This window comes from Sphingomonas sp. FW306-05-A (assembly GCF_058782275.1).
Window position 1 is genome coordinate 1,963,652 of sequence record NZ_JBYSXN010000001.1, and the last position, 16,992, is coordinate 1,980,643.

At 62.1% G+C, this 16,992-nt stretch carries 13 protein-coding genes; 12 read left to right on the top strand and 1 reads right to left on the bottom strand.

The window, feature by feature from the left end:
* Positions 1-177 precede the first annotated feature (177 nt).
* The 9 genes from AC3WJR_RS08710 to AC3WJR_RS08750 all read left to right on the top strand — a co-directional run bounded on the left by AC3WJR_RS08710 (position 178) and on the right by AC3WJR_RS08750 (position 11,284).
* Positions 178-1,671 carry an FAD/NAD(P)-binding protein gene (locus AC3WJR_RS08710; RefSeq protein ID WP_492724024.1) on the top strand — a complete coding sequence of 498 codons (1,494 nt, stop codon included), beginning with the start codon at positions 178-180 and terminating at the stop codon, positions 1,669-1,671.
* A complete protein-coding gene (locus tag AC3WJR_RS08715; RefSeq protein WP_492724026.1) occupies positions 1,668-2,600 on the top strand; it encodes an AEC family transporter in 933 nt (310 codons plus the stop codon). Before AC3WJR_RS08710 ends, AC3WJR_RS08715 begins: the two co-directional genes overlap by 4 nt.
* An 88-nt stretch (positions 2,601-2,688) precedes the next feature.
* On the top strand, positions 2,689-3,249 hold the full coding sequence (locus AC3WJR_RS08720) for a recombinase family protein (RefSeq protein WP_492724028.1): 561 nt from the start codon (positions 2,689-2,691) through the stop codon (positions 3,247-3,249).
* 59 nt (positions 3,250-3,308) lie between these two features.
* A complete protein-coding gene (locus AC3WJR_RS08725; RefSeq protein WP_492724237.1) occupies positions 3,309-3,860 on the top strand; it encodes a recombinase family protein in 552 nt (183 codons plus the stop codon).
* The gene (locus AC3WJR_RS08730) at positions 3,818-4,378 is read left to right on the top strand and encodes a hypothetical protein (RefSeq protein ID WP_492724030.1); all 561 of its coding nucleotides are present in this window, start codon (positions 3,818-3,820) and stop codon (positions 4,376-4,378) included. The genes AC3WJR_RS08725 and AC3WJR_RS08730 overlap by 43 nt, the downstream gene beginning before the upstream one ends.
* A 349-nt stretch (positions 4,379-4,727) precedes the next feature.
* Positions 4,728-7,898: a TonB-dependent receptor gene (locus AC3WJR_RS08735; protein WP_354282784.1), complete on the top strand. Its 3,171-nt coding sequence runs from the start codon at positions 4,728-4,730 to the stop codon at positions 7,896-7,898.
* A 131-nt stretch (positions 7,899-8,029) separates the two neighbouring features.
* A complete protein-coding gene (locus AC3WJR_RS08740) occupies positions 8,030-8,749 on the top strand; it encodes a SapC family protein (RefSeq protein WP_492724033.1) in 720 nt (239 codons plus the stop codon).
* A gap of 5 nt (positions 8,750-8,754) precedes the next feature.
* The gene (locus AC3WJR_RS08745) at positions 8,755-9,786 is read left to right on the top strand and encodes a cupin-like domain-containing protein (RefSeq protein WP_492724035.1); all 1,032 of its coding nucleotides are present in this window, start codon (positions 8,755-8,757) and stop codon (positions 9,784-9,786) included.
* A gap of 13 nt (positions 9,787-9,799) precedes the next feature.
* The gene (locus tag AC3WJR_RS08750) at positions 9,800-11,284 is read left to right on the top strand and encodes a tryptophan halogenase family protein (protein WP_492724038.1); all 1,485 of its coding nucleotides are present in this window, start codon (positions 9,800-9,802) and stop codon (positions 11,282-11,284) included.
* A gap of 1,778 nt (positions 11,285-13,062) precedes the next feature.
* On the opposite strand, the gene AC3WJR_RS08755 is transcribed toward AC3WJR_RS08750, so the two are convergent.
* Complete coding sequence (locus AC3WJR_RS08755; RefSeq protein WP_492724239.1) at positions 13,063-13,968, bottom strand: hydrogen peroxide-inducible genes activator; 906 nt, start codon at positions 13,966-13,968, stop codon at positions 13,063-13,065.
* A 497-nt stretch (positions 13,969-14,465) separates the two neighbouring features.
* Between AC3WJR_RS08755 and AC3WJR_RS08760 the strand changes: the two genes are divergently transcribed.
* The 3 genes from AC3WJR_RS08760 to AC3WJR_RS08770 all read left to right on the top strand — a co-directional run bounded on the left by AC3WJR_RS08760 (position 14,466) and on the right by AC3WJR_RS08770 (position 16,951).
* Positions 14,466-14,621 (top strand): hypothetical protein, encoded by a 156-nt coding sequence (locus AC3WJR_RS08760; RefSeq protein WP_492724040.1) that lies wholly within the window; start codon positions 14,466-14,468, stop codon positions 14,619-14,621.
* A gap of 527 nt (positions 14,622-15,148) precedes the next feature.
* A complete protein-coding gene (locus AC3WJR_RS08765; protein WP_492724042.1) occupies positions 15,149-15,787 on the top strand; it encodes a Bax inhibitor-1 family protein in 639 nt (212 codons plus the stop codon).
* Positions 15,788-16,318: 531 nt separating this feature from the next.
* The gene (locus AC3WJR_RS08770; RefSeq protein ID WP_492724044.1) at positions 16,319-16,951 is read left to right on the top strand and encodes a tyrosine-type recombinase/integrase; all 633 of its coding nucleotides are present in this window, start codon (positions 16,319-16,321) and stop codon (positions 16,949-16,951) included.
* Positions 16,952-16,992: the final 41 nt, after the last annotated feature.

Consider the following 16,992-nt stretch of genomic DNA (forward strand, 5'->3'; position numbering starts at 1 on the left):
CTAAGGCGGTCGACCACAAGCCTACCTTTACGGAGCCGTTTGGGCCCTGAGGTGCCGGTCTCAATCAGCGAAACCGCCTGTCGTGCCGGGCACGCCGTACATGACAAATATTTCACGTTCCTCGTGGCACCGAACATCAACCGAGCGTTGTCGCCCTTCCTGATGGAACGGAAGAGCATGCCGAAAAAACTGACGATCGTCGGCATGGGCGCCTGCGGCGTGGCCGCATTCGCCGAAGCCGTAACACGGCTTTGTTACGACCCGGGCGAAGGCTGGATGATCCATCTGATCGAGCGTGACGATGTCCTCGCGCGCGGGCTGGCGTTCGGTACGGAACAGCTGGGACACCTCCTCAATACCGAATCCCGACTGATGGGATTATACGACAAGGAACCGGGTCATTTCCGAACCTGGCTTGAGGCGCGCCGCGCCGCGGCGGGCACGCCGCTTGATCCCGATGGTGTCGAATATCCCCAGCGCCGCGAATATCGCATCTACATGCGCGAAGTCCTCGAGCGAGCGCTAGACCAGGCCCGTACCGCTGGGATCGACGTGCAGATCCACCACCAGGAAGCTGTCAGCATCGAAGGCAATCATGCCGCGGCGACGGTAGGGTTCTCGGACGGATCGACGATCGCTACGGACATCGTCCTTCTCACGATCGGCACGCCCGATCCGGATCGGTTCGGCACCCTCAATGGCACGCCCGGGTACTTCGATTCCCCCTACCCCGCGCATCGCATGACAGAGCAGATCGATCGGGATCAGCCGGTCGTCGTGCTGGGCAGTGGCCTCAGCGCGATCGACGCGGTGATGACGCTGCTCGACGCCGATCACCGCGGACACATCCACCTGATTTCCAAGGAAGGGATGCTCCCGCGGGCGGAGATACCTGCCCCCGAGACCGGTTATGAACGGCACTACCTGACGCTTGCAAACGTCCACCGCCTGATCCGCGAACGCGGCGCGGCCTTCTCGGTCGTCGATCTGTTCCGTCTGTTCCGTCTCGAAGCCGAAGCGGCTGCCGGTCGACCGATCGATTGGAAGGCCGAAGATCGCTTCGACGGTGACGCCGAGGCCGCCTTGCTTCACGATATCGCGGCGGCGGAAGCCGGAGACGAACCGTTTCAACGCATTCTCACCGCCGCCCGGCATGAGTCCACGGCGATATGGAACCTGTTGCGCGCCGCCGACCAGAAACGTTTCGGACAGTGGCTGGCACCGCATTTCGCCGCGGCGCGCTTTGTCACGCCAATGATTAACGCGCGGCGGATTGCCGATGCCATGACCCGTGGATTGCTCAGCGTCCGCGGGCGGGTCGATGAGACCATCGCGAGTACGAACGGCCCCGGCTTCGTCGTACGGTTCGAGAATGGCGATACGCTCGAAGCACCGATCGTCGTAAACGCCACCGGCCAGGCCACGACCTTGGACGAGATGAAGGAAACACTGGTCAAGGATCTGCTCGCGAAAGACTGGCTACAACCGCATCCGGTCGGTGGTGCGATCGCGCACAGGGCGACGTGTCGGATCATATCCGCCTCGCGCGATGCACCACGCCTGTACGCGCTCGGCCAATTGCTCAACGGCGAGTTGCGCGACACCAACGCGGTCTGGTTCAACGTCGAATGCGCCGGTCGTGCGATCGACGATATCCTGCGGCAGCAATGAGCGCGCTCGGTAACGTCGCAGCGGCGCTGCTGCCGCTTTATGGCGTAATTCTGCTTGCGTGGGTCATCGGCGGACGCGTGCCCTGGGCAGCAAAGCTGTTTTCGACGATCCTCGTCTTCGGGCTCATCCCGGTAGTGGTCATCGACAAGGTGCTGGCGGCGGAAGCCCGACAGCTGATGGTCATCCCACCGCTGATGTTCGGGGTTGCGGCACTGATGAGCATCCCCGCTTATCGGCTGGCCAAGCGGCTTGGCGACGATTTCGATCCCAAACTGCTGTCGGCTTCCTTCTCGTTCTTCAACGTTGCGTTCTTTGGCGTGCCGGTCAGCCAGGCACTCTTTGGAGAGGTCGGCGTATCGACCGTGATCTGCGCCTATATCGGCAGCGCGCTGTACGGGGACACGATCGGCTATTTTCTCATCGCCCGTACCAAAGAGGGTACGCGCAAGGCCGCGACCAAGGCGCTGCGTGTACCGATCGTCTATGTCGTCATCGGCGCGATCATCGCCAAGGCGGCGGGCGTCACGATGCCCGAAGCGGCGGCTCCCATTGTATCTGTCGCGGGCACTCTGGTGTCGGTTCTCGGCATGGCCGTGATTGGCCTCAACCTTGCCGAAACCAGCCGTGACGACTGGCGGCCGAAGCTTATGACGCGCATCCTCGGGGTGAGGCAGGCCAGCGGACTGGTCTTGATAGCCGCGGCGCTCGCATTGGAGGCGGCATTCGTCGGCGTGTTGGGGCCGCGCGACCGCGTGATTGTTGGGCTCGTCGCCCTGTTCCCGATCGCCAGCAACGTGACCCTGTTTGCGACCCTGCTCGACACCAACCGCAAGGCGGCAGCGGTGCTTGTCGCGCTATCCAGTGCCGTATCGTTGGTGCTCGTCCTGCTGGTCGTGGGCGTGTTTCATTCGGCCATGCCCACGGGGTGATGCCGTAGGCCCGTAGTTCTCCTGTTCATCCGAAGGCCGCTGAGCGGACCTCCGACCTACGGACGGTATCGCGGCTCAGCCCAGCTCCATGACCGACAGCAGATCGTGTACTTTGCCCACGGCAAACTTGTTGCTGATCGCGTACGGCAGCACACTGCCACGATCCCGCATCAACGCGCCTGACGACCAGCAACGGCTCGCGCAAAGCTTTGCCGAAAGATGCGGGCTGGAGGTCATCGCCTTTTACGGCGACGATGGCATAACCGGCGCGACGATGGAGCGCCCGGGGCTAGAGCAGGTCCTGGAACACATCACCAAAGGCCAGGTGCGCAACCTCATTAGCGAGGGTGTCGCTCGGCTAAGCTGCGACGCCGAGCATCTGCATTGCATGGTCAAGCTGTTCAGGCTGCACCAGGTCGCGATGCACACGGTGGTGGCGGGCAAGGTCGACGACTTGGTGCTCGCCTTCAAAGGCATCGTCGGCGAGCAACAGCGGATGCGCATCGCCTACACGACGAGGTGCGGCCTGCGCGGCAAGGCCACGCGCGGCGGTGCCACGGGGGGACGCGTGCTCGGCTACCGCCGTGAGATCACCGGTGAGGACGCGCAAGGGCGCGAGCTCGACCAACTCGCAATCGACGACGAGTAGGCCGAACTCGTCCGCCGCATCTTCCGGCTGTACGCCGATGGCTGAAGCCTCGAGCGGATCTGCAACGCCCTCAATGCCGATGGCATCCCTCCCCGCGCGCCCGCGAGCGGGAGAAGTACAATGCCGGGGTCTGGAACCCCTCGACGTTATCAGTCGACGTGACGCGGGGTGAAGGCATCCTCAACAACGAGCTCTACATCGGTCGCCGTATCTTCAACCGCCGCACCTGGGTCGAGGTGCCGAACGAGCGCCGCGGCTTCTCGCGTCCCCCTCGCCTCAACTTGGAGGCGGAATGGATCGTCCGCAACGACCCGCAACTCAGGATCATCAACCGACAGCCGTGGGAGCAGGTCAAGGCGCTTCAAGCCGAAGCACGCAGCGCGCGCGACGCGAAGTTCAAGCTGACCGGCAATCCGCTGGCCTTGGCGAAGCGTCCTGCTCATATGCTCTCCGGGCTAGTGACCTGCGGCACTTGCGGCGCACCGTTCCTGGCGACCGGCCCCGGGCGGTGGCGATGCAAGGGTCACCGAACGGGAAGATACGACAACGGCTCATCAGCACCACCGAGTTGGAAACCCGCGCACTTGCAAGCATCCGCGAACGGCTGCTGACCCCGGCGCTCATCAAGCGCTTCGCCGCGCTCCTCCAGCAAGAACTCATGGCCGCAGTGCAGGCTAGAGACGTCAAGCGCGCTACGGCCGGGCACAGACTGGCAAAGACCTGCGCCCGTATCGCCAACCTCGTCACTCGGATCGAGGAGGACAAAGACGACCCTCGCGCACTGACCACCCGTGTGAAGAATCTGGAAGCCGAAGAAAGCCGACTGGGGAAGATCATCGCTGCAACGCCAGCGCCGCAGGTCGTGCGCCTACCCGCGAATTATGAAGCTTTGTATATCCGGGCCATTGCCGAACTTGACGTGCATCTGGCGTCCGAAGACGGTGCGGCAGCGCGGAACACAATCCGCCCGCTTATCGAGAAGATTGTGGTGCAGCCAAGCAGCGCGCGTGAGGGCAACCGCCGCCTCATGCCGCTTCATGGTTACCTGTACCAATTGCTTTTGTTCGCTAAGGCTTCGTATGAGCCGAACGCACAAAGTCCCCGTCTGAGCGGACAGGGGCTTTTGTGACATCGTTGGTTGCTGGGACGTGCAGCCGCTTTGATTTGCTGACTTGCTGTGATGTTGAACCGACCTTCAAATGGCTGGAGAGGACGGTGAGGCCACGGGCAGGTTTGGGCGACCACTGATGGAATAGCCTCGGTCAGCGCGGCCGCGTATCCGGCTGGTGTCGACCAAAGCGCATCGGCATATACAGTTGTTGCAACAAGAGCACACGCGCAACATTAGATCACAATGTGACTGCCGATGTATTGACAAGGGCTGATGCTCTGATAGCGATACCACCGGAACGGTACCAACTTCCAATAGGAAGTGGCCATCGGACGGCACAGCCGCAGGATAACTAGGGGGGGATACCATGAAAGCTACCCGTTTTCTCGTCACACTTGGTCGCTCGACGTCCGGGCTTGCGCTCGCCGCGGGTTTTGCCCTGCCGGCCGCAGCGCAGACTGCACCCGCCGACACCACAACCAGTGCGCAGACCGCTCCATCGCCGGGTGCCCCCGCTGAGGTGGCAACGGAAGATCAGGACATCGTCGTCACCGGCATTCGCGCCAGTCTCAACCGCGCGATCGACATCAAGCGCACTTCTGCCGGCGTCGTCGATGCCATCTCCGCCGAAGACATCGGCAAATTCCCCGATACCAACCTCGCGGAATCGTTGCAGCGCATTACCGGTGTGTCAATCACGCGCGCCAATGGCGAAGGCTCGCAGGTCGCAGTTCGCGGGTTCAGCGGCGGCTTCAACCTGGTGACGCTTAATGGCCGTCAGCTTGCCTCGACCAGCATCGATACCAGCACTGGCAACGCCTTTGCGGTGGGTACCGGCCGCTCGTTCGACTTCCAGAACCTGGCGTCGGAAGGCGTCGCGACGCTGGAAGTCTACAAGACCGGCCGCGCCAACATCCCGTCGGGTGGTATCGGTGCAGCGATCAACGTCGTCACCCGTCGCCCGCTCGAGTCGCGCGAGGCCGGCCTGTCCGGCTCGTTCGGTGCCAAGGCGCTGTATGACAGTTCCGTCGAGAAGGCCGAAGCGGATCTCTCGAAGGTTACGCCGGAACTGTCGGGCCTGATCAACTGGAAGAACACCGACGAGACGTTCGGCATCAACCTGTTCGGAAGCTACCAGCTGCGTGAATCGGCGTCGGTTCAGTCGAACCCGAACTATTGGAACATCGTTCCTTTGGCTGATTTCCTGAACCCCGCGGGGACCTACGTTACGGCGGCGACGAACATCACCAATCGTCCCACCACGCCTTACGTGCAAATTCCGAACGACAGCCGGTATCAGTTCTCCGAGAACCGTCGCGAACGCCTCAACGGCCAGGCCAGCATCCAGTTCAAGCCGACCGACCGTCTGGAACTGACGTTGGACGGCCTGTATGCGCGCAACAAGCTGAGCGACGAGCGGAGCGAACAGACCAACTGGTTCCAGCGCCCGTTCAGCGACGTCACCTTCGACGATAACAAGCAGATGCAATCCGCGATCGTTCTGGCCGAGGCCAAACAGGCGGACAAGGGGTATGAACAGCAGCGTTTCGCAACCAAGACCGAACTGTACTCGGTCGGCGGCAACCTAAAGTGGAATTTCACCGACGCCCTGTCGTTGAAGCTCGACGCGAACCATTCGAAGTCGACCACCAATCCGGATAATTCGAACGGTACTTCGGCGACGACGATCTCTATCGGCGCCCCCGTCCGCGCGACCCACCGCGTCGATTTCTCGAGCGGCTTTCCACAACAGTCCGAAACGCTGAACGACTGCACCGCCACGAATGGCGGCCGCGGCGGCAATTGCAACAATCAGCTCGATATCGGCGACATGGGTACGCAGATCGCGCGGCAGATTTTCTCGCGGCAGGAAGCCAAGGTCGATCAGTTCAATGCTGAACTGGGTTGGGACCTGGGCAACCGGAGCCGGTTCGTGGTCGGCGGCAACTATGTGGATGCAAAGACTCGCTCGGCCAGTTCAAATACGCAACAGCTTCTGGGCGACTGGGGCATTACGGACACCGGCCTCGTCAATCAGCTCGCCGGCAATCTAGTCGACACCTTCTGTCTGACCTGCAAATTCGATCGGTATAACCCCAATTCAACCGGTTCGGCGCTGGTCGCATTCCGGGGGGATGCGGTCGATTTGCTGAACGTGTTCGGGCCCTATTATGCCAACAACCCGAACTTTACGAACCGCGGCAACGTGTTGCAGGGCTCCTCTGACGACACGGTGGGCGAGAAGACGTGGGCGGTCTACGGACAGCTGGCCTGGGGCGGCGAGCTCGCCGGACGCCGTGCCAACGCGCTGATCGGGGTCCGCTACGAAAAGACCAGGGTCAATTCGATCGCCCTCCAATCGGTCCCGACCGCGCTGGAATGGCAATCGGACAATGACTTCGCCATCATAGGCGGACCGGCCGGCGGCGCGGTGAATGTCAAAGCGGACTACGACAATCTGTTGCCGTCGCTCGATTTGAACGTCGAAGTCCATGATAATGTGGTGGCACGCACATCGTTCAGTCGAACGCTGGCGCGCGCGGACTATGGCAACCTGTTCGCTTCGGTAACGGCCAACGCACCGAACCGTCCGACCGCGCTGGGGGCGGCACCCGCTCCCGCGTCGCGCCAGGATCCGGGGCTGTTGCCACTGCTATCGGACAATTTCGACGTCTCGATCGAGTGGTACTACAAGCCTACGAGCTTCGTATCGGTCGGCTTCTTCAACAAGAACGTGCGCAACTTCGTCGGCAACCAGATCACCAACGGCACCCTGTTCGGACTGCGGGATCCGGGCGCCGGGACGCCTGGTTCGCGGTCCGGAACTGCTCTCGCCTATCTGCGAACCAACGGAATCTCTCAGACGGACCGCAACCTGTTCGCCTACACCGCACTTCTGCAGCAAAATGGCGGCAATCAGGCAGCGGCGACGGCGGCCTTCAGGGGCGCGCTTGACCCCGCTACGGGTGAAGTGAACGAAGCATTGTACGGTCCACTCGCGGCCGCCGTGAACCTTCAGGGGGATGCTGCCGATCCGCTCGTCAACTTCGCAATCAGCGGTCCGGTCAACAACCGCGAGGGCAACATCCACGGCTTTGAATTCGCCTGGACCAACTTCTTTGGCAGAACCGGCTTCGGGTTCGCGGTGTCGTACACCAAGGTCAGCGGCGACGTGAATGTCGATCCCTATGCCGATCCGAACGTGAATATCTTCGCGTTGACCGGCTTGGGCGACAGCGCCAACCTGACCGGTATCTATGACAAGAACGGCATCTCGGCGCGAATCTCGTACAACTGGCGCGACAAGTATCTCGCCGGCACGAACCAGGGTGGTAACCGTAACCCGCTGTTCACGGCAGCGTTCGGGACGCTTGATGCCAGCATCAGCTACGACATCCGGTCCAACATCTCGGTGTCGCTGGAAGCGGTCAATCTGACGAGCGAACCGTTCCGTCAGTACGCCCGTACCGAAACCAATCTGGTCTATGTCCAGGAGCTCAAGCCACGCTTCTATGTCGGCGCGCGCTACCGCTTCTAATCGCATGCGGGCGTGGACCACGGTCCACGCCCGGCAAGGAAGGAAGGCCGCCGCGCATCGAGCGGCGGCCTTTTCCTTTTGTCCTTCGCCGCCGCGCTGATAGACCTGACGCCACAACCGGACCGGAGCGGATGACCCCCGTACAGATCAACAATATCGACCATGCCGATTTGCGCGTAAGCCCCCGCGCGGGCCCGGCATTTGGGGACGCGGCCAATCAGGCGCTGGTGTTCCCGGCTGAATTCGAAGAGCTGCAGCGCGAATTCGCCATCATTTTTCGCCGCCGCGACGAGGGCCTACAGGCCTATGCCCTGCTGGGGCTCGACCGTGACGAAAACCTATTTCTGTCCGGCGACTTTTGGACGAGCCGATATGTGCCCGCCAGTCATCAGCGCGGCCCCTTCTCCATCGGCATGGTCCGCGGCACGAGCGATGCCGTCAGCCAGCCGATGCTTTATGTCGACCGTGACGACCCGCGGGTCGGGGATGATGACGGCTTGCCGCTCTTTTTGGAACATGGCGGCAACACCCCGTACCTCGAACATGTCACCGGCGTGCTGCGGCTCTTGTACGAGGGGATGGAGAGCGCGCCGACCGCTTATGCCGCGCTCGATGATGCAGGCTTGCTCGCCCCCGTAACGCTGACCATCGATGTCAGCGAGGAGCGCCGTTACACCGTGCCTGACGTGCTGGTGGTGGACGTCGAACGGCTCGCCGCGCTGACGGGCGAACCGCTCGAGCGGCTGCACCACGCAGGGATTCTCCGGCTCGCCATCCTCGCTGCGGCTTCGCTCGCCAATGTTCAGCAGTTGATTGCCCGGAAGCAACGGCTTCCCGGCACGGCGGCGTGAGCGCGATGCAGCGCATATCGCGCCGCACACGCGTGATCGAAGCTGCAGACGCGCGGACACTGCCGATCGCCGCGCTGATCGCCGAGGGTCGCCCCGCGATCCTCCGCGGCATAGCCGCGCATGTCCCGCTGGTGGAGGCCGGCCGGCATGGTGCCGCCGCGGCGATTGCCTGGCTCAAGCAATTTGATGGCGGCCAACCCGTCACGGCCTATATCGGCGATCCGGCTATCGCTGGCCGTTTCGGCTATACCGAAGACGGCACCGCACTGAATTTTGCGCGCGAACGCGGATCGATGTCTGCGTATCTCGATCAGTTGCTGGCGAGCCTGCACGATACCGCCGCGCCGGCCATCTATATCGGTTCCACCGATATCGATCAGTATCTGCCCGGGCTCAGGGCCGAAGCGGCGCTTCCCTTCGGCGATCCCGAACTGCTGGAGCATCCGCCGGTGGTGAGCATCTGGATCGGCAACCGCACCACGGCAGCGGCGCATTACGACATGTCGAACAACATCGCCGTCACGCTGGTCGGGCGGCGGCGCTTTACCCTCTTCCCGCCCGATCAGGTCGCCAACCTCTATCCAGGGCCGCTCGACCCGACGCCCGCTGGTCAAGTCGTCTCGATGGTCGATTTCGATGCCCCCGATCTGGACCGGTATCCCGGCTTCGCCGACGCGCTGGCCGCCGCCGAAATTGCGGAGATGGAGCCTGGCGACGCGCTGATCTATCCCGCTTTGTGGTGGCATCAGGTCGAGGCGCTCGATCCGTTCAACGCGATGATCAATTACTGGTGGAATGCGACGCCGCGCTTCATGGACACGCCGCAGAATACGCTGCTGCACGGCCTGCTGAGCCTCCGCGACCGCCCGGCGCACGAGAAGGCAGGGTGGCAAGCGCTGTTCGATTATTATGTCTTCGGCGATGCAGCGCGCGGCGGCGCGCATCTGCCCGCCGCCGCGCGCGGAGCGCTGGCCCCGCTGGATGCCACCGCGGCGCGCCGGTTGCGCGCCACGCTGCTGCAACGGCTCAATCGCTGACAAAGGACGGTCGATGAACACCTTGCCCAAGACCCGCGTGGTCATCGCCGGTGGCGGCACGGCCGGCTGGCTTGCCGCGGCGCTGTTGACCCGCCAGTTGGGCCAGCTGGTCGACGTCACGCTTGTCGAATCCGACGAGATTGGCACGGTCGGCGTCGGCGAAGCCACGATCCCCACCATCCGGGGGTTCCATGCCCTGCTCGGGCTGGACGAGGACGATTTCGTCCGGGCGACCGGTGCCACGTTCAAACTGGGCATCGCCTTCGAGGGCTGGACGAGGCCAGGCTCGCGTTATCTCCATTCCTTCGGAGACGTCGGAAAATCGACCTGGATGGGTGATTTCCAGCATTTCTGGCTGGCGGCGCGCGCGGATGGGAATGCCGGGCCGCTCGAGGACTATTGTTACGAGGCACAAGCCGCCGAAGCGGGTCGCTTTGCTACAGGCACCAAGGCGCAACTCAATTACGCCTATCATTTCGATGCAGGGCGGTATGTGGGCTATCTGCGCGGCCGCTGCGAGGCAGCCGGGTTGCGTCGGGTCGAGGGACGCATCGCGCGAGTCGAGCAGAATGCCGAGAGCGGCGATCTGGTTGCGCTGATGCTCGAATCGGGGGAGCGGGTCGAAGGCGATTTGTTCCTGGATTGCACCGGGTTCCGCGCCCTGTTGATCGGCGAGACGCTTGGGGTCGGTTATGAGGACTGGAGCCACTGGCTGCCGATGAACCGGGCGCTGGCGGTGCAGACCGCCGCCGTCGGACCTGCGTTACCCTATACGCGCGCGATCGCGCATGAAGCAGGCTGGCAATGGCGCATTCCGCTGCAGCACCGCGTCGGGAACGGCATCGTCTATGCCGCCGAGCATCTCAGCGACGATGCGGCGCGGGCGCTCCTGATCGGGTCGGTGGCGGGCAATACGCTGACCGAGCCCCGGCCGATCCGCTTCACGACCGGCCGCCGCAAGCGCGCGTGGGAAAAGAACTGCGTCGCGCTCAGTCTGTCGTCGGGCTTCATCGAGCCGCTCGAATCGACCAGTATCCATTTGATGATGATCGCGCTGACGCGCCTGTTGCAGCTTTTTCCGTTCGGGGGTGCGACGGCGGCGGTGTCGGATCGCTTCAACGCCATGGCGCAGCGCGAAATGGAAGGCGTGCGCGATTTTGTGATTCTCCATTATCACCTCAACGCACGCGACGAGCCGTTCTGGCGCCAATGCCGCGAGATGAGCATCCCCGACACGCTGGCAGCGCGCCTCGCGCTATTCGCCGAGGAAGCGCAGGCCTATCAAGGCGCGGACGAGCTGTTCCGAGTCAGTTCGTGGCTGCAAGTCATGCTGGGACAAGGGCTTACACCGCATCGCCACCACTTGATGGCGCGGATGATGCCGCCCGGTCAGTTGGCGGAGGCGCTAAGAAATCTTTCCCGCGGGATCGCGACGCGTGTCGCCACGCTGCCGCCGCATCAGCAGTTCGTCGACACGCTTGCTGGTGCCCGAACGTAGGTCTCTTCTACGCGCCAAGCGGATCGTCCAAGCTAGCGTCGATCTTTCACTGGGTCCTGGAGACGGGGATGGTACGACCGTATGCGAATGGTTGCGCGCGCGTACGGCGATGCGTGCGATGGGCCGAAATCGTCACAAGCATCCCTGGTCAGAGAAAGCGTCGCTGGCGTTGGCCAACAGGCACGCGCCAGCGGGCGTCGCCGTCAACAGCACGACCATTGGCTCCGAATACTCCTTTACGAGCTACATAGTTTCTGACCATTTCGCGTCCGCGCGCTCACGTTCAGCATCGCGGTCGTCTAGATGCGTGGCGGCTTGCGCATGAGCAATTCGACGAGGCGAGAGTAGGCCGCCTGGGGTTTGTACACGACTTGCCCGAGCTGCTAGGTCATGCTGATGACCAACGGCTTGCGCAGATACTGATCACCGCTTGTTTGATCCGCGCCAGCCGCTGTTGCTGCGGGTCAAGGTGGGTCCATCAGGCGGTGAACTATCGATCTGAGCGGAACTGGTGCCCATCGGTCATCGAGGTCGCCAGGGCGGTGCCGACCGGGCCAATGCTGGGAATAGTCATCAGGCGTTCGGTAACGTCTTTGCGAGATTTCCGGACGGGCAGATCGCAATCAATCTGCGAGCCCGCAGGTGGAGGTCGCGCGCCTGCTGCAACGACGTGGGAAGGATCCGGCACATCCAACAGGCGACCTTCTTCAATTTCCATAGGTGTGATTAGCGCGCATAGAACCCACACCGGACGCCGACCCTAACCTCGGTCAGAAGCTCGCGCATCATCGTCACCAGCTTGGTCCGTTGCCTGACCGGCAGGCCGCGTGTTTGATGCTCCGAGAACGGGCCAATTGGAAGAGCGACTTAGAAGAATCGTCCGTGCGCCGACGTCCAAGTCAATTACGCTGATGAAGCAGAGATGGTGTCGAATGTTTCTGAGCTAGTTGCCTTTGCCACAAACGACAACGCCGCCCGTGAGGGCGGCGTTGTCGTTTAGCGTTTGGTTGCGGGGACCTGCACTGAACGGTGTGCCACTTCAGCAGTTATCGAGATCTAACTCTTAGTCGAAGAAAAGTACCAAGATTTGACCGCTGCGAACCTCGCTTCGGCGGTGCTGGCCACTGCGCGCTACATGAAGCGCGACCTCACAGGCACCGATCCCATAGGCATTTCGCGGCGATTGGCCGTCCGCCTCGGCTATGGCGCGCTCATCGGTAGCTGTAGCGGCTTGCAAGGATGATACCCGAAACTGCGATAGAAGGCGTTGTACGGCTCACATTGCGTAAGACCTATCGACGGATCGTTGAGCCGCAAGCACACTCGGTACGACGGACGCACAATAATGACCGTCCACCCGCGATCTCAGAATGACGAGAAAAGCTGGTTGGGGGGGACCAATCGCGCGCTGAATTTGTGAATGGATTTCTGATGACGAAACTACGATTGAGATGGTCTTTTGCAGATAGCCAGACAACCGTTCGTCTTACGGGCGGTGCCAAAGCGGTGAAGTATCGCGATACCGCCGCCCTGTATCATCTGTCTTGGGCTATTTGTCGCAAGAAGCAGTGACGCACGCGCGCACCTGTGGACTTGCGATGTCCCACATGCTCACCGCATCAAGTTCTAAATGCGTCCGGAACCTGGGAGCATGGTTCCGGACGCTAAGGTCGCGCCAGCTTAGGGGTTGGGGACATTGCCGTGCGCTACGGAGTGGATACCAGCGTACGATAGCCGACCAGAAATAGAAAGATATGTGTCCGCGCGTTAGTCGGATGCTATAGCTCCAAAATCGTGCGCGCCGCGATCTGCACCTGTTCCGCGATCAACCGGAACGCGGGTGCCATCGCGGTGGAACGACGCCAAGCAAGTGCGATCGACCGGTGCCGGGTCCAGCCGGCGACGGTGATGACCTTAAGCCCAATGGAACCTCCGACGTCCGACGCAAGATAGAGGCCAGGCAGGATGCTGAGTCCCAGCCCGCTGGCGACCATCTGGTGCAGGCTGTCCAAACTCGTCCCTTCGTAATCGGGCGTGAGCATCATGCCATAGCCGCCTGCGATCTCCGCCACCTGTCGATGGAGGTGATGGCGAGGATCTAGCGACAGCACCGGCCGACCTTGGAGCAGCCCCGGGTCGATTGGCTCGCCTTCTGGCAAGTCGCAATCGATCGCGCAGACGAGGTGAAGCGGCTCACGAAACAGCGGCTCAACCTCCAGGTCTTCACCTAAAATCGGCATCGGCCCGAGTAGCACGTCCAGATTGCCCCGCGACAGATCGAGCGACTGATCGTCGGGAATTCCTTCGCGGACGTAAAGCCGAAGCTCAGGCGCAAGCTTGTGCAGTTCCGCGATAATCGGCGACAGAAGATAGGGACCAAGGGTGGGTGTCGTGCCAAAGCGCAGCGTGCCGGAGAGCTGGTTGGCCGAACGGGAGGCGAGCATCTCAATATCCCGCACTTCGCTTAGCACCACGCGGGCTCTCGTAACCACGCTGCGACCGATCGGGGTGAGCACCGCGCCTGTAAGGCCGCGATCGAGCAGCTTGACCCCTAGCCGGTCCTCCAATGCCTTAACTTGCTGGCTGAGTGTCGGCTGCGAAACGCAGGCAACCCGCGCTGCCTGAACGAATGACTTGGCGTCCGCGAGCGTCACGAGATAGCTGAGCTGTCGGAGCGTCGGCATGGAACTGAATAGGCACGATCTCTGGTATGGGCGCAAGCTTTTCGATCGTTCCACCGGCTCTTTCCTCGGCTTACCGGACCGCGGCTGAGGGGTCCTGCTCACCACGGACGTCGGTGCCCGGTCCGAGAAGCCGCTTGGAACGTGGTCGTGCTTCACCGCGAAGGAGAAGCCCATGCCAAGTTGCTGGCCGCCACAGCCCTTACGTTAGCGTCCGCGCTCGCGCCGGCCATCAACATCAACGTCAGAAACTGCTCGACCAAGGCCATCAGTGCCAACGTCCCGGTCATGGCTGCAGGCCATAAGGAACTGCACGGCACTCTCACGCCGAACGCCACGTCGGGCGCGTGGAAGAGTGGCGGCAAGGTGCTCGTCCCGCACGGCCATGCGGTCACCACGTCTGCCGCTCTGCACCATGTTGACGCCAGCGGCGCCGGATGCCGGTTCCCGCTTGAGATTCGGCGGCCACTAAGGCGACAGCGGACACGCAGTGCCGGGTCATGGTGTCGCCAACCGGGCAGCGCGACGGCGTCCTGTCCAGTGCAATCGCCAACGGCAATGCGCCCTTCCAGAGCATTGTCGAGGCAAAGCGGCAGGCAAACGAGAATGAAGCGTCTATCTACTACTCCGCACGCCGCAGCGACGGCCCGTCCTAAGGCATTGCCATCAACGCGAACGGTGTTGCGCAGGTTACCGGGCCCAATCGCGTATCGTATATTCGTCGTTGGACCATAGCATCGAACTATGGCTATCCGATCCAAATTTCGATTGGATCACGCGACCGGAACGAGCCAAATCATCAGCGGCGTGCCGCGCTCTTTTGTGAGGTGAACAGCTTCACGATGGCGGACCGCACCGAGATGCCACTGTCCAGCGGAATGATTACTCAGGAGATTACGATGCGCGGCTCCCATTGGCTTCTCGCAGCCAACTGGATCGTTGGGCGTGAACTCAGGCGCGAGCGCTCCCGAGCGCATGGCCGAGCTAAAGAGAGCACGGCTGGTGATCAAGGATTGCTTAGCTCGGTATGCGCCTACCGCCGGCTACACCCTGCCCTTCGCGCGAAGCATTCTCGCCCGTACCATGCACATTTAAGTCGCTGGCAATGAGCAGGGTCACGATTGATCACCCCCGACTGGGGCGACCCAGGTACTTAGCTTCCGACGAGACGATACGCGTCGGCATGATCCGCACCTACTGGATAATGGCGGCAAGCCTGCTCGCCTCCGCACTTTCTGCGGCCTTGGTGGCCGAGATTGTTGCCGTGCATCGGTTTATCTTCAACACGCCTGTGCTGCGCTATGCCGTGGTGCTGTCGCCGCTCCTGTTCGCCGCGGCAGCAGGCTCGAGAATCACGCGCTGGTCGACACCGGTTGTTCATGCTTCTCTGGTCGCGCTTGCGGCGCTGACCGGCGTGGCGCTCGCCTGCGTTTTCCTGCTCGTGGCGAGTGTTAGCGTCGCGATCCCAATCGCCACGACCGCGGGGCTGTTCGCAGCACTCGCCCTGCTCCTCCACCTCACCCGCCCGAACGCGACGCAGGCTCCCCTCGGGTCGGTCGCTGCGATGACGGCGTTGATTGGCGCGGATCTGGTTCACCTTATGTTGGACTCCACAAAATTGGAGTTCGCCCTTTCCACCATCGGCATACTGGCTTTCGCGATGCTGACGGTGCGCGACGGCAGACGCCGACGTGCTTGGTTGGCGAGGGGTAATCAGTCGGGCAGCCCGTCAACCGAGGCGCTGTCCTTGTACATGAGCGCCTTGGACCCGCGTGCAAGTTCCGCAACCACCGCGGGCATCCGTAACGAAAGCGCGCGGTGATGCCGACTACGGCTTGTTGCCGGAACTCCAGCGCGACTCTCGCCGCGAGCGAATGCGATAGTGGGCCGCTGCTCCGCTACATAGCTGTGGCGGCATTCAATGATGATCGCCCCGAACTGCCATACACGCGTTTCACGGCTCACAGTATGCGAGACGGATCGACGCAACAGTCCCAAGATCGTGGAGACGTAAATCACTCTCGTTGCGGCGGACGCACGATAACGGTCGCCCGCGCTCGATAGCAAAAATACTCGAAAACCTCATTGGCGGGGGACCAAGCGCGCACCGCATTTGTGATTGGGTTCTCAGGTGACGAAACTAAGATTGGGACAGTCTTTTGCAAATAGTCAGAGAAATGCTCGTTTTTCTTGCGTTCCGGATCGCGGCGCGATCGGCAGCTTTCGGCGTGGGCGGACGTTCAAGCATCCACCGCGGAATGGCTTGAGTTGGTCGGCAGGTGCCTGGGTCATTCCTGCTTACCAGGCGGCAAAGCGTTCTTCGGACGGCCACTCTGGCCATCGGAGAATGATTATGGAGATGCCTGAAACCGAACCCACCGCGACAAAGCGTCCAGTCTGGAATGCCGGACGGACCGTCGGTGCGAAGCGCGCGCTGAAACCGAAGCAAATATGGGAGATCCGATTTTATCTCAATCAGCGCCGCCGCTTGCGAGATCGGGCGCTGTTCGACCTGGCGATCGACAGCAAACTCCGGGGCTGCGACCTGGTGCAGATGAGGATTCGCGACATTGTCAGCGGCGGGCAGATCCGAACGCTTGCGATCGTGATGCAACAGAAAACCAGTCGGCCGGTGCAGTTCGAATTGCTTCCGGACGCTCGGACTAGCCTGCTAGCATGGCTTGAACGGCGGGGCGGCACGGTGGACGACTATGTCTTTCCCAGCAGGGTCGATCATATTGGGCATCTTAGCGCCCGCCAGTACGCCCGGCTCGTCGATGAATGGGTGACAGGAGTCGGTTTGATGCGAAGCGAGTATGGCACGCACTCGCTTCGCCGAACGAAGGCATCGATCATCTACAGGGCGACTGGCGACCTTCGCGCCGTCCAAATCCTTCTCGGTCATAGCAAGATCGAGAACACAGTGCGCTATGTCGGCATCGACGTGGAAGACGCACTCGCCCTTGCTGAGAATACGGAAATCTGACCCGCTGGCTCCTCGCATCCGGCGAGGGGCCATTTGACCGC

Bases quoted from the DNA above. Each gene is read 5' to 3' on its own strand.
- AC3WJR_RS08755 (WP_492724239.1), bottom strand. From the start codon at position 13,968: ATGCCGACGCTCCGACAGCTCAGCTATCTCGTGACGCTCGCGGACGCC.
- AC3WJR_RS08720 (WP_492724028.1), top strand. From the start codon at position 2,689: ATGACCGACAGCAGATCGTGTACTTTGCCCACGGCAAACTTGTTGCTG.
- AC3WJR_RS08770 (WP_492724044.1), top strand. From the start codon at position 16,319: ATGGAGATGCCTGAAACCGAACCCACCGCGACAAAGCGTCCAGTCTGG.
- AC3WJR_RS08760 (WP_492724040.1), top strand. From the start codon at position 14,466: ATGGTGTCGCCAACCGGGCAGCGCGACGGCGTCCTGTCCAGTGCAATC.
- AC3WJR_RS08735 (WP_354282784.1), top strand. From the start codon at position 4,728: ATGAAAGCTACCCGTTTTCTCGTCACACTTGGTCGCTCGACGTCCGGG.
- AC3WJR_RS08745 (WP_492724035.1), top strand. From the start codon at position 8,755: ATGCAGCGCATATCGCGCCGCACACGCGTGATCGAAGCTGCAGACGCG.
- AC3WJR_RS08715 (WP_492724026.1), top strand. From the start codon at position 1,668: ATGAGCGCGCTCGGTAACGTCGCAGCGGCGCTGCTGCCGCTTTATGGC.
- AC3WJR_RS08710 (WP_492724024.1), top strand. From the start codon at position 178: ATGCCGAAAAAACTGACGATCGTCGGCATGGGCGCCTGCGGCGTGGCC.
- AC3WJR_RS08750 (WP_492724038.1), top strand. From the start codon at position 9,800: ATGAACACCTTGCCCAAGACCCGCGTGGTCATCGCCGGTGGCGGCACG.
- AC3WJR_RS08740 (WP_492724033.1), top strand. From the start codon at position 8,030: ATGACCCCCGTACAGATCAACAATATCGACCATGCCGATTTGCGCGTA.
- AC3WJR_RS08765 (WP_492724042.1), top strand. From the start codon at position 15,149: ATGATCCGCACCTACTGGATAATGGCGGCAAGCCTGCTCGCCTCCGCA.